This window comes from Mesorhizobium salmacidum (SeqCode) (assembly GCF_037179605.1).
Classification (GTDB): Bacteria; Pseudomonadota; Alphaproteobacteria; order Rhizobiales; family Rhizobiaceae; genus Mesorhizobium; species Mesorhizobium salmacidum.
In genome coordinates, this window is record NZ_JAPYKS010000009.1 from 78,269 (window position 1) to 91,613 (window position 13,345).

The 13,345-nt window shown below is 59.6% G+C and carries 18 protein-coding genes and 2 pseudogenes; 8 read left to right on the top strand and 12 right to left on the bottom strand.

Features of this window, described 5'->3' with window-relative positions:
* The first annotated feature begins 80 nt into the window (after positions 1–80).
* Genes O7A60_RS14065 through O7A60_RS14075 form a run of 3 tightly spaced genes read left to right on the top strand, consistent with a single transcriptional unit; the run spans position 81 to position 2,883 of the window.
* Positions 81–1,871, top strand: coding sequence for an alpha,alpha-trehalose-phosphate synthase (UDP-forming) (locus O7A60_RS14065; protein ID WP_337106825.1), 1,791 nt, complete (start codon positions 81–83; stop codon positions 1,869–1,871).
* The gene (otsB, locus tag O7A60_RS14070; protein ID WP_337106826.1) at positions 1,871–2,671 is read left to right on the top strand and encodes a trehalose-phosphatase; all 801 of its coding nucleotides are present in this window, start codon (positions 1,871–1,873) and stop codon (positions 2,669–2,671) included. Before O7A60_RS14065 ends, otsB begins: the two co-directional genes overlap by 1 nt.
* Positions 2,671–2,883 (top strand): hypothetical protein, encoded by a 213-nt coding sequence (locus O7A60_RS14075; protein ID WP_027142581.1) that lies wholly within the window; start codon positions 2,671–2,673, stop codon positions 2,881–2,883. The genes otsB and O7A60_RS14075 overlap by 1 nt, the downstream gene beginning before the upstream one ends.
* A 6-nt stretch (positions 2,884–2,889) precedes the next feature.
* Here the strand turns inward: O7A60_RS14075 and O7A60_RS14080 are convergent.
* The 9 genes and pseudogenes from O7A60_RS14080 to O7A60_RS14120 form a co-directional block, all read right to left on the bottom strand.
* Positions 2,890–3,483 (bottom strand): annotated as a pseudogene (locus tag O7A60_RS14080) (DNA-processing protein DprA); the annotation flags it as partial.
* A 232-nt stretch (positions 3,484–3,715) separates the two neighbouring features.
* A complete protein-coding gene (locus O7A60_RS14085; protein WP_337106827.1) occupies positions 3,716–3,955 on the bottom strand; it encodes a hypothetical protein in 240 nt (79 codons plus the stop codon).
* A gap of 168 nt (positions 3,956–4,123) precedes the next feature.
* Entirely contained in the window at positions 4,124–4,498 is a 375-nt protein-coding gene (locus tag O7A60_RS14090) for a hypothetical protein (protein WP_337106828.1), read from the bottom strand.
* 80 nt (positions 4,499–4,578) lie between these two features.
* A complete protein-coding gene (locus O7A60_RS14095; RefSeq protein WP_337106829.1) occupies positions 4,579–5,031 on the bottom strand; it encodes a hypothetical protein in 453 nt (150 codons plus the stop codon).
* 156 nt (positions 5,032–5,187) lie between these two features.
* The gene (locus tag O7A60_RS14100) at positions 5,188–5,577 is read right to left on the bottom strand and encodes a hypothetical protein (RefSeq protein ID WP_337106830.1); all 390 of its coding nucleotides are present in this window, start codon (positions 5,575–5,577) and stop codon (positions 5,188–5,190) included.
* Positions 5,567–5,977, bottom strand: a complete 411-nt coding sequence (locus tag O7A60_RS14105) for a hypothetical protein (RefSeq protein WP_337106831.1) — start codon at positions 5,975–5,977, stop codon at positions 5,567–5,569. The genes O7A60_RS14100 and O7A60_RS14105 overlap by 11 nt, the downstream gene beginning before the upstream one ends.
* Positions 5,974–6,189 carry a hypothetical protein gene (locus tag O7A60_RS14110; protein ID WP_337106832.1) on the bottom strand — a complete coding sequence of 72 codons (216 nt, stop codon included), beginning with the start codon at positions 6,187–6,189 and terminating at the stop codon, positions 5,974–5,976. Before O7A60_RS14110 ends, O7A60_RS14105 begins: the two co-directional genes overlap by 4 nt.
* 608 nt (positions 6,190–6,797) lie before the next feature.
* On the bottom strand, positions 6,798–7,379 hold the full coding sequence (locus tag O7A60_RS14115; RefSeq protein WP_337106833.1) for a hypothetical protein: 582 nt from the start codon (positions 7,377–7,379) through the stop codon (positions 6,798–6,800).
* Positions 7,380–7,815: 436 nt separating this feature from the next.
* The gene (locus tag O7A60_RS14120) at positions 7,816–8,484 is read right to left on the bottom strand and encodes a recombinase family protein (protein ID WP_337106834.1); all 669 of its coding nucleotides are present in this window, start codon (positions 8,482–8,484) and stop codon (positions 7,816–7,818) included.
* 208 nt (positions 8,485–8,692) lie between these two features.
* Between O7A60_RS14120 and O7A60_RS14125 the strand changes: the two genes are divergently transcribed.
* Both O7A60_RS14125 and O7A60_RS14130 read left to right on the top strand, forming a co-directional pair.
* Positions 8,693–8,956 carry a hypothetical protein gene (locus O7A60_RS14125; RefSeq protein ID WP_337106835.1) on the top strand — a complete coding sequence of 88 codons (264 nt, stop codon included), beginning with the start codon at positions 8,693–8,695 and terminating at the stop codon, positions 8,954–8,956.
* Between the two features lie 409 nt (positions 8,957–9,365).
* Positions 9,366–9,608: a DUF982 domain-containing protein gene (locus O7A60_RS14130; RefSeq protein ID WP_337106952.1), complete on the top strand. Its 243-nt coding sequence runs from the start codon at positions 9,366–9,368 to the stop codon at positions 9,606–9,608.
* Between the two features lie 101 nt (positions 9,609–9,709).
* On the opposite strand, the gene O7A60_RS14135 is transcribed toward O7A60_RS14130, so the two are convergent.
* Complete coding sequence (locus tag O7A60_RS14135) at positions 9,710–10,222, bottom strand: chemotaxis protein CheB (RefSeq protein ID WP_337106836.1); 513 nt, start codon at positions 10,220–10,222, stop codon at positions 9,710–9,712.
* A 55-nt stretch (positions 10,223–10,277) separates the two neighbouring features.
* On the opposite strand from O7A60_RS14135, the gene O7A60_RS14140 reads away from it, so the two are divergent.
* The 3 genes from O7A60_RS14140 (at position 10,278) to O7A60_RS14150 (ending at position 12,785) form a co-directional block, all read left to right on the top strand.
* Positions 10,278–10,532 (top strand): DUF982 domain-containing protein, encoded by a 255-nt coding sequence (locus O7A60_RS14140; protein ID WP_337106837.1) that lies wholly within the window; start codon positions 10,278–10,280, stop codon positions 10,530–10,532.
* Between the two features lie 472 nt (positions 10,533–11,004).
* A complete protein-coding gene (locus O7A60_RS14145) occupies positions 11,005–11,427 on the top strand; it encodes a thermonuclease family protein (RefSeq protein WP_337106953.1) in 423 nt (140 codons plus the stop codon).
* Between the two features lie 410 nt (positions 11,428–11,837).
* Positions 11,838–12,785 (top strand): STM4504/CBY_0614 family protein, encoded by a 948-nt coding sequence (locus tag O7A60_RS14150; RefSeq protein WP_337106838.1) that lies wholly within the window; start codon positions 11,838–11,840, stop codon positions 12,783–12,785.
* 59 nt (positions 12,786–12,844) lie between these two features.
* Here O7A60_RS14150 and O7A60_RS14155 read toward each other — a convergent pair.
* Both O7A60_RS14155 and O7A60_RS14160 read right to left on the bottom strand, forming a co-directional pair.
* A pseudogene (locus O7A60_RS14155) lies at positions 12,845–13,101 on the bottom strand (hypothetical protein); the annotation flags it as partial.
* Between the two features lie 42 nt (positions 13,102–13,143).
* A complete protein-coding gene (locus tag O7A60_RS14160) occupies positions 13,144–13,338 on the bottom strand; it encodes a hypothetical protein (RefSeq protein WP_337106839.1) in 195 nt (64 codons plus the stop codon).
* Between the last annotated feature and the right edge of the window lie 7 nt (positions 13,339–13,345).

The following is a 13,345-nucleotide window of genomic DNA, read 5'->3' on the forward strand; positions in this document are numbered from 1 at the left end:
ACGTTGGGTCAGCACGTCATGGATGCCGGAGATTCTGCCGGTGGAATTGCCGCGTCCCATTGAAAGGTAGTCAATTCGAAATGCCCGACAACAGTTGGTATCTGGTCGTCCCTTCGGTTACAATGTGGCTCTTCATTCTCGCAATTATCGGTATCTCATGCGTCGCGCTTGCGGTGGTAATATCGCGAGGAAATCGGACCAGAAGCGCGAAGCTCGCCAGGTCTGAAGCAGAACCCATTCGCGGTCCGTTGCCGGAATTCGAGAAGAACGGGCAATCCGCGACCGCCGCGCTCGTCCAATGGTCGCCGGAAACCTTGCGGCACATTTTGGCGAAGGAACTTCCCGATGCGCAGGTGATCGTGGTTTCAAACCGCGAACCCTATATCCACAACCGCAACGGCGACGAAATCCAACTGGTCGTGCCCGCCAGCGGGCTGGTCTCCGCGCTGGAGCCGATTACGCGCGCCTGCGCCGGCACATGGATCGCCTATGGTGGCGGTTCGGCCGATCCGCTTGTCGTCGACGAAAATGACCGCGTCGAGGTGCCGCCTGAAAACCCTTCCTATACGTTGCGCCGCGTCTGGCTGAGCGAGGAAGAACTGCAAGGCTATTACCTGGGCTTTGCCAATGAAGGGCTCTGGCCGCTGTGCCACATAGCCTTCACCCGGCCGATATTCCGCGCCTCCGACTGGGAGGCCTATGAGGCGGTCAACCGTAAATTCGCCGATACCGTCGTCGCGGAGGCACGTAACGAGCGGCCCATCGTGCTGGTCCAGGACTACCATTTCGCGCTGTTGCCGCGGATGATCCGGGAGCGCCTGCCGGAAGCGATCATCATCACCTTCTGGCACATTCCGTGGCCGAATTCAGAGGTGTTCAGCATCTGCCCATGGCGCGAGAAGATTCTCGAAGGCTTGCTGGGCAGTTCAATCGTCGGCTTTCACACCCAGTTCCATTGCAACAACTTCATCGATAGCGTCGACCGCTTCCTGGAGAGCAGGATCGAGCGTGAGGATTCCGCCATCTCCTATGGCGGTCAGATCAGCCTGGTTCACGCCTATCCGATTTCAATCGAATGGGAGCCGCCGCGTCTGAGCAAACTGCCTGCCGTTGCAGAATGTCGCCGGCTTATCCGCGATAAATTCGGCTTTGCCGAAAACGTCAGGCTGTGCGTGGGCGTCGAACGCCTCGACTATACCAAGGGCATCCTGGACCGCCTCAACGCGCTCGATGAGTTGCTCACACTGCATCCGGAATGGATCGGCAAGGTGGCGTTCCTACAGGTCGCCGCGCCAAGCCGCGGCACCTTGCCTGCCTATCAACAATTATACGAGGAATGTCTGCGCCATGCCGAGGATATCAACCAGCGCCATGGTCGTGAAGGCTATACCCCGGTGGTGCTGGTGACCGAACATCACTCGCAAGCACAGGTCTACGAGATTTACCGGGCCGCCGACGTCTGCATGGTCACCAGCCTTCACGACGGCATGAACCTGGTTGCAAAGGAGTTTGTCGCGGCGCGCGAGGATGAACAGGGCGTGCTGCTGCTCAGCATGTTTGCCGGCGCGTCGAAGGAGCTGCTGGAGGCGTTGATCGTCAATCCCTATGACGCGGCGATGATGGGCGACGCCCTGCTGCAAGCCTTGACCATGTCACCGGAAGAGCAAAGTCAGCGCATGCGACGCATGCGCGAGGTCGTACGCGAAAACAATGTCTATCGATGGGCTGGGAGCATGCTGTTCGATGCGGCGCGCCTGCGCAAACGCGATGCGGTCGATCGTGCCGTCAATGGCGCCCCCGGTTCTACTGGCCCCGGTTCTACTGGCAATGTGATATCGCTGCTCGACCGCAAGCGCGTGGCAGCGCTGTGATGTCGACATTGTCAAACTTGACCGAACCCAACGTCCCGCAGGATGCGTGGTGCCTTTTCCTCGATATCGATGGCACGCTTCTCGAACATGCCGCGCATCCAGATGCGGTGGTGGTCGGCGATGAGCTGCGGACGCTGTTGGCGGGGCTCGAATTGCAATTGGACGGAGCTCTGGCGTTCATCACGGGACGGTCGATCGCTGCAGTGGATCATCTTTTCCAGCCCCTCAGATTGCGCGCCGCCGGGCTTTACGGCCTTGAACACAGGCTCACGCGTGATGGTCCGGTCGAGGCGGCGGGAGAGCCGGCCGACATTGCGGCGCTTGCCGAGGAAATCGAAGCGGAGCTGGGCAGTGCGGACGTTTATATCGAGCGCAAGGGTCCGATCCTCGCAATCCACACACGCGCGGCACCGCAATTGTTGCAGCGTGCGACGCAACTGGTCGAGCAGGCGCTGGGAAGGTTGCCCGTGGGGTATCGGGTGCTGGCTGGCAATGCCGGCGTTGAATTGATGCCGTTGGAGGCGGCGAAGGGAGCGGCAATCAGGCGCTTTTTGGATCTGCCGGCTTTCGCGGCGAGGCGGCCGGTGTTTCTTGGCGACGACACATCCGACGAGAATGGTTTTGAGGCCGTGAATGAGATGGACGGCATCTCGATCCGCATCAAACCGAGCGGACCGACAGCGGCGCGCCATGTGCTTGCCGGGGTTGGCGAGGCCTTGGCTTGGCTGGCTGCGGTGAGCCAGCGCAACTTGGATGGATCGACCGGTCTGGTCCATCCCTTGAATGGAAGGAGTCGGTGATGACCCAATTCACCAGTCTCATCCTGGAGATCATGCCTGCTTGGCTACGCCGGCGGTCGCTCCCGAACGAGCACGAGAGCGAGCCGGGTTTCGATCCGTCGCGCCCGCAGGACGCGGACGAGGTCTGGCGCCAGTTTGTCCAAAAGGATCTCTTTGGCGACAACACGCAGGATTACGTCGAGACGGAGGATAAAAAGACCAACCGTCACTGAGGGCGGTCAGCCTTCCCCGAAAACCAGCGAAACATTGCCACCCGCGTGGCGCTCGAGGCGACCGGCGAGGTCGAGTTCCAGCAGCACCATGAAGACCTGGGCCGGGTGCAGGCCGGTGTGGCGGATGATTTCGTCGACCGGCACCGGTGTCGGCCCCAGCGCCTCGATCACCTTGGCGCGGTCGCTCTCGCCCGGTGGCGGTGTTGCCGAAAAATCGGGCGGGTCTTCAAACGGCGGCACCTCAGGCGCTCGCATGCCGGTCAGCGGAAGGATCGCCCTGGAGATGTCCGAAGCTTCGGTGACCAGCGTGGCGCCGTCCTTGAGCAGGCCGTTGGTACCGGCTGCGCGCGGATCGAGTGGTGAGCCGGGCACGGCAAAGACCAGTCGGCCCATCTCGCCGGCAAGCCTGGCGCTGATCAGCGAGCCTGAGCGCTGCGCTGCCTCGACCACCACCAGTCCAAGGGCAGCACCAGCAACAAGACGGTTACGGCGCGGGAAATCCTGGGCACGCGGCTGCCAGCCGAACGGCATTTCCGAGATGATGGCGCCGCGCTCGGCAATGTCATCGCACAGGCCGGTATTTTCGGGTGGGTAGGGCAGGCCTTATGAGTTAGTGTACATAGTGATTGCGATGAGGGCTTGCTGACTTTTGAGGTCAAGCTCTGTGGAGTGCCGAGGAAGGCCTGTGACGTGCCTTCGGTCTCATCCACCGGAAGCCTTCAGGGCGGCGTCGGCGCTGTCTGCCGGTTCGTCCCCAAAGGTTTCCCTAACGTGCTGCACATGGTCGTCCCGCCACGCGGCCACGATGTCCGCGAAGCGTCAGCGTTGGCCCTCATTGGACCGGGGCCTGTTCAGGACCGGTCATTTCCACCTCAATGCCGTCAGCGGCCATTGCTGCCTCTAGCGCTTCTTGTCGCATGAACTGCGTGGCCGGCCCGCCGTTGGTTTCCTTGAGGGCGGCTAGGGCTGCCTCGTAGGTGGCCATTAGGATGCGCTGCTCTGGCCCGGCGGATTGGCTCATCATCTGGATGATGGCGTCTGGGTTGCCGCACCGGACGATTTCTCCGTTCATCTCGACTTCGCGATACTCAGGCTGAAACGGCTCATCAGCTTCGAGAGTTTCTGCCGCCCTTGTCGCCTCGGCTATCGGCCTACATCGGGGACCTCAGGTCCGTCGCGGGAAGGGGGTAGGCTTTAGGAGTGGGGCGTTAGTCGAAGTGGTCGACGGCTACTGTTCATGTCAATCATCTCCTTGGGAGTTGATTGCCGCCCGTATGCGGCTTGCGTGTTCCGCGATGGACCGCCAGTCACCCTTGACCACCAGAGACCTAATCGCCGGCAAGTCCGCAGGGTCGCAGCAGTCGAGGTAATCGCTGAGCGTCAACCCAACCGGTGCTAGGGCCACGCTCGTCATTTTGTTCTCGAATGCCCTAACCGTCGCGTCGAGGGTCCCCTGGTCAACGCCGATCACGTTGGCGTCGAGGGTTCCGTCATAGGTGAACTTGGTCACGATCAGTTCGGCCATGTCCCGGTCGACGGTATCGTTGAACTGGGTGATCGCTTTGTCTGCAATCCCCTCGATCTCGGAAGGGTCCAAGATGTCGAGGTCGGGCACTTCCGCCTTGTCGACCTCATCCCCGGTCTGGACCTCCGACCCCTCAACGGGGGCCGAAGGCTTCTCAGAGCCAGCCGGGGCTACCTGAAAGACTGGCCGTAGGGGACCAGCGCCGCATTCACAGCCGCCGCGTAATCGGCCTGCCTGATCTCTCCACGGGCAAGCATGTCTTTGGCCTGCTGAGGCCCAAGCTGGATGCCGCCGATGGTCACAGGGAGTTGGTCAACAAGGACCTGAGGGGCTGCGCTGTACGCGCCGGCATTGGACGCCATCGCTGCCTGCGCCTTCTGACCCTCGGTCAAGGCCTGCCCGGTATTCATGCTTCTGGCCTGCAGCTGCCAGTTAGCGCGGGACATCGAGAGGTCGACCGCACGGTCAATCTCTTCCTTCTGAGCGCGTTCCTTGGCCTCGGCAGCCAGCGCGCCTTGCTTTGCCCTGTCGGCTTCAGCCTGTGCTTCTCGCGCCCTGAACATGGCCTGAGCCACCGGCGTGTTGTCGGTCTGGTATTTGTTCGGATTGTCGTCGTAATGCATTTGCCGTTCCTTCATTGTTGAATGCTGGGTCACCTACACGTCAAACATGGAGGTGGTGTCGGTCCCCCGTAGTCTGGGTCCGGGGAAAGGTTGATGTCTCGTGGTGGTGGTGATGAGAGTTTGTTGGGACGTCCCGACAAAGTTCAGAGCTGAGCCTCAGCGCCGTGGGGTGAACCCGTAGGTCGCCGTCTCTCGTCCTTCAGGACGCGCGTCCGTTGCGGCTGAGGTAGATGCTGCGGAGAGATCGCCGCTGCCTCCGGTGGCCCCTTCCTGTGGCGCTGAGCGGGTCGGACGCATCCACGCCTCCGCAACTCTTTGGGCAACCGCTACAGCCTCCAATTCGGGATACCCGTAGACCTGAAAGCACCGCTCGGCCGCCATGGAGAAGCTAGTCGTCCAGTCGATGCCGATGCTCGGCAATCTTCGATCAAGCACCGAAGAGATTTCCCAGTCGTCGGCCTTCAGCCATTCGATCAGGGTCAGGGCCGCTTCCTGCGTGGGGTAGGTCGCGACCCAGTCCAGCCGCTTGATCTCGTCAAGGGTCAAAACGGGCATTCCGGTCGTTGCGGTATTTCAGCGGGCCATGCTTCACGATCAGCGGGAGATGGTCATGGAAGGTGTCCCCATGCTCGCTGCCCGCTGCGGCCTCCAGCATGTCAAGGACACTGGGCTGCCGGTCTCGTGACGGATGCCGCACAGGTAGCCCGTTAAGCCAGTCTAGTACGGGTTGCTCGACGTGCCCCAGAAGGCTCCCCTTCGTGCCGATCATCCGCCTCAATTCCAAGTTCAGCATAGACCGGCTCGTGATGTATGCGCGGTCGACCCACTTGCCGGTCGGCTCTAGTCCCCGCCTCCGGGTCCGCTTCATCTCGCCTGCCTGGATGAGCCATTCCCGGTCGGTCTCGACAACTCGAACTGTCGGGGTGATCTGGTGGATGCCGCTCATTGCGCCAGTCCGCTAGCGCTTGGGGCCTCTGCCGTCTTCAACGTCTGCCGCCACTCGGCGAACAAGATGCGAAGCTCCTTGCGCTTGGCGTTGATGGTCTCGCGGTTACGGTAGTAGGTCTCGCGGTCAATCTCGCGGTTGCGCTCTCGGTTGGCAGCGCGCCACTTGCGCTTGTGTTCACGCCATTGCCGGCGCGTAGCTTCGTCGTTCATGTGGATGTCCTCTTCTTGATGTGGGAAGCCCTCGGGAGTGGCCCCAGGGCGATTGAATGGCTTCCGTGGTGATCACCCCTTAAGGTGCCCGTGCTGGGCCTCTGACGAGGGAAGACCACAGGGAGTGGAGACCACGGGAGGAAGTCCCTCGGGTGGCTCTGACTTAAGGTGGAGTTCGGTAGTAGCTCTAGGGTCACCTTCGTGACGAATGTTCAGCTAGAGACCAATCCGAAGGTGGGAGTGAAGATGTGCTGAGGTGGATCAGGTACTAAGGAGACACCTCCCATGGTCTTCGGGAGCGAAGCGACCATGGAACATTCGTTATAAGTGAAGCCTCAGGCAGTCTCTTCTAAAGAGGGATTTCTGAGGGATGTATTATGTCCCTGTGCAGCCTCAGGAACTCTTCAGCACAGGATTGGGGTCTTCTTCGGTCAGCCTATCGAAGATAGCGAACCCGAAGGGCTGGCCAATGGTATCACCTGAAAGGGAGAAGCCCTTGAAGGTTCTTCTCTATATAGAAAAGTTGCCTCCCCTAACGCACGCTAAAGCTATGATATCTCAGCACAAATTGATTTGATGTCAGGGGGTCTTGCGCCGTGATTGCACTGTTAGTTCAATGATTGAACTATCTTGCCGACAGCCTGTCTCGTGATCCCCAGCAGCTTGGCGATGCGCTTCTGAGACAAAGTGCCGTCCACCCGGTATCGGTGAACCTTCTCCCGCGAGGGCCGGCTCCTGAACGGCTCGTCGCCCAGCCACGACGCCTCAGCCTCGCTGACCAGTTCATTGGCGATCAGATAGGCTTCAACATCAAACGGAGCTTTGCCCCGCTTGGTCATGTTGTGGGCCTCGATTGCGTGCCGCTTAGCAACCTCCTGGCGCTCGGCTGACAGGGTTGCTGAGGGGGTGCTGAGGTGCGACCTGACAGAGCGCAGGGACGTGCCCAGGACACGCGCCACGGCTGGCCCAGCGAAGCCACGCTCCGCGAGAACGAGGGTGGCCTGATGGTGGAAATCGGTGTCCCGTTCTGTGTCGCTGGCGATCACCTTGGCGTAGAGCGGGGAGGACCAGCGAGGGCCTTTCTTCCGGTATTCCTCCTGCTCCTTCACCCAGTGTTGGGAGACCTGAGCGGGAGGCAGAAGCTCGAAGGGCTCGAATGGCGCACCATCTTGGCTGTGCAATGTGATCAATGCTGGTTCCTTCTGTGCAAGGGGTTGATGGCTGAGTGAGCCGTCCAGTCCAAAAGGGGAGGACAGATAAGGCGACACGCGCGCCTCACCAAAGCTGCCCCGCCAAGCGCCACGTCCCGTCGCCCACGAGGGAGCGAAACAGGGCAAACAGGCGGTCGCAACAGGGGAGAACTGCACGGGGCAGCTTGGGTGAAGAGCGTTGGGTAGGTGCTAGTTGTGTGGGTATTCGCCTCGTAGTGCTAGTGGGCCACCTAATGAGGCCCTTGGTAGTGCTAGTGGGTGGGTTATGGCGCTTCGTAGTGCTAGTGGGCCACCTATTCAGCGGTTGCTAATGTGAGCCATCGGTAGTGCTAGTGGAGGGGCTATGGCGCTTCGTAGTGCTAGTGGTCAGGCTATTTAGGGATCGCGACCCTGCTCAGTGCTAGTGGAGGCCCTATCAGGCAGCATCGATCAGCCGCCGCACCTGGGACGCTGAGAACGGCTGCCCGTTCGCTGTCGTGTGACCGCTCCGCGCAAGCTCGGCTGCGATCTGCCGCAGGCTCCTTCCCTTGCCCGTCTTGGGGCTCTTGCGGGCCAGCCGCTTGGCTTCACGGATCAACTCAGGGCTCGACACCTTGTAACCGTGGTTGCCCTCCACGCGCCTCCCAAGGGCATCTGAGCGCCTGTTACGGGCACCCCTGAGCTTCGCCACCAATTGAGCTTTCTCAAACTCAGCCACGGCACCCAGTATCTGCCGCACCATGGCAGCGGTCGGGGTGTCGTCGGTGAAGTGGCTTGGAGCGTCCACTGGGATCAACTCATAGCCAAGGCCCTTCAAAAGCTCATGCCCAGCCAACTGGACAGCGAGGTCACGGGCGAAGCGGGACGCGTTCTCTATCAGGATCACCTTGGCACCATTCCCGACCAGATGCTTCAGCAGGGATTGGAAGCCGGGGCGGGTGTCAATCGGGTCAGCGCCGCTCACAGCCGCGTCATGAAACTCCTTGGTCACCTTGATCCCATGTCGCTTGGCGTATTCCTCTATCGCCTGTCGCTGCCTGGGGGCGCTGTCGCCATCGACATTCGTCCGGCTGGAGGTCCGAAGATATGAAACTGCGGTGGTCATTCTCTTTGCCCCTATCCCTTGATCCGCAAGGCGTAGCGCCTCACATCTGTACCTTGTACCTGAGAATTAGGTACAAATCAAGGTTCGAGAATGGCATCCAGGCTACGTTCGCTTCCTGCGGTGCGTCCGACGTCCAGCCGAGATTAACGTGTCTTACATTCGACAGACCCTATAGGAAACCGGCAGGTCCCAACAAAGGGCAAGGTCAATGAAAGCTGCCGGTGAAATTGCAACTACCATCATTGCTCTTATCCTCGGAATGGTCGTAGGACTTCCGACGGGTCTAGTTATAACTGCCACTCTCGCCGACAAATTCGGCACCTTTGAGTTAGGCAAGGCGCTGGGAGAACTTGCCGTTGGCGGCATCTTCGGCGCAATTGTAGGTGGCGCAATCGCCTTGTTCATCTTGAGCCGAATGAGAGGCGGCCCGGATAGTCAGGGATCACGCCAGGATTGGCGAAACGAACGCTAGAGAACCCGTTGCGCTGGCAAGAGGAGGGGGCACGGGGGGTCGGCGCGCGTGCCAGTTATCCGATCACCCGTAAGGAAATTTCTACCAAATATAGTGACCCCCAACTCGGTACGATTTCGCCTCTTGATTTTATCGGAAACTGACCCCACCGTTTATCCTGGGGTAGGAGGCGATAATGGATGCTCAGACATCACGTCTACCGTCATACAGCGCCAGGGACATCATCTGTGCAGTGTTGAATGACGCCACTGTGGGCAGTGTGGTCTCCGTTAAGGCGACCCTCGAAGCTGTTCGTAGGGAGGGTCCTCAGCTAACCCAGACGGACTGTGAGCTGATCGAGTTGATGATCAGTGTCGCAAGATGGATCAGGTGTTCCTGGTCTTCGACCTTCACGAGTGAGGGCACCCCCATGTCGCTCCTTTGGTTCAGCCCTAACGTCCCAGTTAGGACGAGCGTTGGGCAATGCTACAATTGCAACAACGTCCAGGGAGCAATCACGGAACTCCTGAAGTGGTCCAAACGCGGCCCTAAGTGGCAGATTGCGGCGGACCTCTGCATCGACGCACTGGATCATAAGGTCAGACCCGAGATTGTCCGAGACGCCTTCCGTGAGGCTGCCGAGGAGGAGGGAGTTCTGCTCCCCAAGCTATAGGTCCACGTGCTCTCCAGTCTGCGGCACCCTTCGAATGACTTCGCGGGCGATCTGATTGGCAGAACCGGCGAAGTCGAGCGGCCCGTCATAGCGCGCGGCGTTCATAGGCATCCCAGCTTTGATCTCGCCGGCCTCGGTGAGAACCATCGTGGCACCACCGGCTGGGCTATTGCGGCCAGTCCGCGCGAGCCATCACTCAGCGCGCCTGACAACACAATCCCGATAGCACGGCTCTGGGCGTGAACGGCCACAGAATTGAAGAGGATGTCGACCGTCTGCCCCCGGTGTATGTGTCCCGCGCCCTCAACAAGGTCCACGTTGCTTCTGGCCGCTAACGCGAGGTGCGCGTCGGGCTGGCCGATGTAGCAATTTCCGACGTGGAAAACGTCATCTTCATCGGCTATCAGCACAGGCATGTTTGACCACTTACCCAAAATCTCCCTCAGGTGACTTACCCTATCGCTTGGCCTATGCAGGACCACGAGGACGATGGCCTGTAGGTACTTGGGCAGTTCGCTGAGGAGATCTTTGATGTCGCTGAGGCCATCCGAACCTGAGGCGCCTATGGCCACAAAGAACGGCCCGGCTTCCGGCTTAACGCGGTGAATGTCCATCTGGTAGGGTTAACAGGTCCACGTCAGCTTCGCGAGGCGGAATGTAGGTTCACTCATGTCGCTCCATTGGTTCAACCCAGCGGTCCCCGTGATAAGGACCAACGAGGCGGGTGTCCGGGTCAACGTCCACAACGTAGAAGCTGCATCCGGCGAACTCCTGAAGTGGACCAAGCGTGGCCCTCATTGGGACCGCGCGGTGAGCGTTTGCATGGCCGCTCTTGCTGACCTGGCGACACCTCAGGAGGCCCGAAGGTGCTTCAGGCTGGCTGCCAAGGAGGAGGGGGTCCTCTTGCCGGATACGGGTGACTGACTAGGATGCCAAAGGGACCTCACCTTACCTATTCACACATAAGCGGCTGCCCGATATTGTGAGGAGGAGTGGGGCTATCCTAATGGGGCCTGACGACGACCTGAAGTCCCGTATCGAGGCTGCGCTTGTTCGTGGCCACCTCAGCCAATGGCAACGCCAATTCCTCCTCGACATGCGTGACCGTCTGGTGAAGTACGGCCCGCGCATGCGGCTGAGCGCGAAGCAATGGTCTAAGCTCTACGAGACCATCGGCCCCGCACCGCCAACAACCAAGGCACCATCGCAGCCGAGCGCGAATAAGCCCCTATCGTCGCAACGCTGGCAACCGCGCCGCTGGCGAAGACCGCTTGCTCGTGAGGCCCGGTACTTGGCAGCCCGGTTCGCGAGAACCTTTGGGCTCGTGCTGGCCTTAGTCGTCGGGTCCCTGATTTACTCGTTCTTCATCAAGGGCGGGCACGTCACATGGCCAAGCATGCCGTCCTTCGCGAGATCGGAAACAGGGGGCAGAGTACCGCTTGCAAGATCACAGTTCACTATAACGGACGGAGACACCATCCGGCTCGATGGCACCGCAAAGGGAACCCGGCTGGTCGGCTTCAATGCTCCTGAGAGCATAGAGCCAAGGTGCGCGGTTGAAGCAGACCTTGGGCGTCGAGCGAAGGCTCGCCTTACAGAGTTGGTCGCTTCCGCAAAGCTCGAACTGGAGATGATCCCTTGCTCCTGTCCGGTAGGGGCCGAGGGGACAGACCACTGCAACTACGGGCGAAGCTGCGGCTCGCTCTTCGCGAACGGCCAAGACGTTGGTGACGCGCTGATTTCTGAGGGTCTGGCCGTGCCGTTCATCTGCGGTGCCACAAGCTGCCCGCCTACGCCGCGCCCTTGGTGCGAGCCCTAGCCAGCCGTGGTGACAAAGGAGGAGGTCGATGTCCCACCTTTGGTTCAGCCCTAACGCCCCTGCTAGGACGGAGGTCGGGCATCGCTACAGTTGCAACAACGTTCAGGGAGCCATCACGGAACGCCTGAAGTGGTTGAAGTGCGGCCCTAAGTGGCGGATAGCGGCGGACCTCTGCCTCGACGCGCTCGATCAGTCGGTTCTGTCCGCTGCGGCCTTCCCATTTACGGCACTCCACTGGTTCTCCCCAACGGTCTGCCTCAGGTTCGATAAGATCGCCATCACTGCTGGCATTAGTCACGTCGATGTGCCGCTAAAGAGCAGGGAATGTTTCGGTCGCATTGATCCATTCCGCTTGCTACTTCCGGCACGTCTGCTTAGCTTTTGGTACATTCACAGGCGGGCGCACCAAGGTGAGCATCTTTGATATTTTTTCTAAGCGTCAGAAGCGACTACGCGGCGAAATGCCTGATATCTATCAGTACGAAATGATCCCCCAGCCCCTGCGGGTTCAGATCGTGCATATACTGAGAGACGCGATAGGAGAATTATCTGACGAAACTTACCACTACCACCAGCAGATTAGAGAGTCCTATCAAACAGCAGTACAAATCCTTTGCCGTGAGTATGGCGTATTCAGGCTTGGATCCACTCCGGCTCACGCAGACAAGGATTACCCTAACCAACTGCTCAATTTCCTACTGCAGACCGAACATACCGAGCAGGTTCTCGACGTTATCGAGATTGGCTTTCGTCTTATCGACAGGATTGTGCGCGCAAACGGGTATTTAGGACGCCACAACGCAGATCGGTTCGCTACGAACGCTATCGAGGAACTCAATGCCCGCCTCAAGGAACACGGCGTGGGCTACCAGTTCATCGACGGAGAGGTGGTTCGCATAGATTCTGAGTTGATCCATGCTGAGGCAGTGAAGCCGGCCCTCCGCCTTCTCAACACCAAAAGCTACAAGGGAGCGCATGAGGAGTTTCTCAAGGCCTACGAGCATTACCGCCATGGGAATATCAAGGAGGCTCTGAATGAGTGCCTTAAGGCGTACGAGAGCACGATGAAATCCATTTGCGATAAGCGCCGCTGGTCGTATAGCCCCAACGATACGGCGAGCAAGCTCATTGGTGTGCTTTACGACAACGGGTTGGTGCCGCAATTCTGGCAAGGTCAGTTAACTTCGCTTAGGTCTTTGCTTGAGAGCAGCATACCGACAGGCCGCAACAGGATGAGTGGCCACGGGCAAGGTTCGACACCAACAGACGTGCCTGCCCATTTTGCCGCCTATATGCTCCACATGACGGCTTCGACACTCGTATTTCTCACGACCGCTGAGGAGGCTATGCCGAAATAGCTTGGAATGCTGAGGCCTCTGGATGCCGCAACCTCTTCGGACCAATGCTTCACGTCATACATGTCCGGCACGTCGCCGCGCACAAACAGCGTCGTCGGCTCGCCGTATTCCCCCAGCCTGGATTGGCGTCGCGTGACCACGCAATGACCCCGGCATGTTTCCCTGCCAAGCCCTTCGCGGTCCTTATCGCTCGGTCCTCGGTCTGCTGCTCGGCTGGCCCAAAGACGGGCTGGAGGTCGCCGGTCTCATCGCGATCAAAGGCGGTGACGACGATCAGCTTAGGAGCCTTCTGCTGGGGAAGGATGTTGTCTGACATGGTGATGCCCTTCATGGGTTCAAGCCTCCGGTCGGACGTCACCTATCCCAACTTCACACCCGCTAACTGGGAAAGGAACATGAACATGCCAAGTCCAAACAGCGCAACAGCTGTTCCAATGACGGACAGCACACCAATTTCCAGCTTACTAAGCCCGTCACGACCGATGCGAGCCCAAACAACCATGGCGACACCAGCAAAAAAAACCACGGAGGGAAATAAATAGAGCATGGACATCACCACC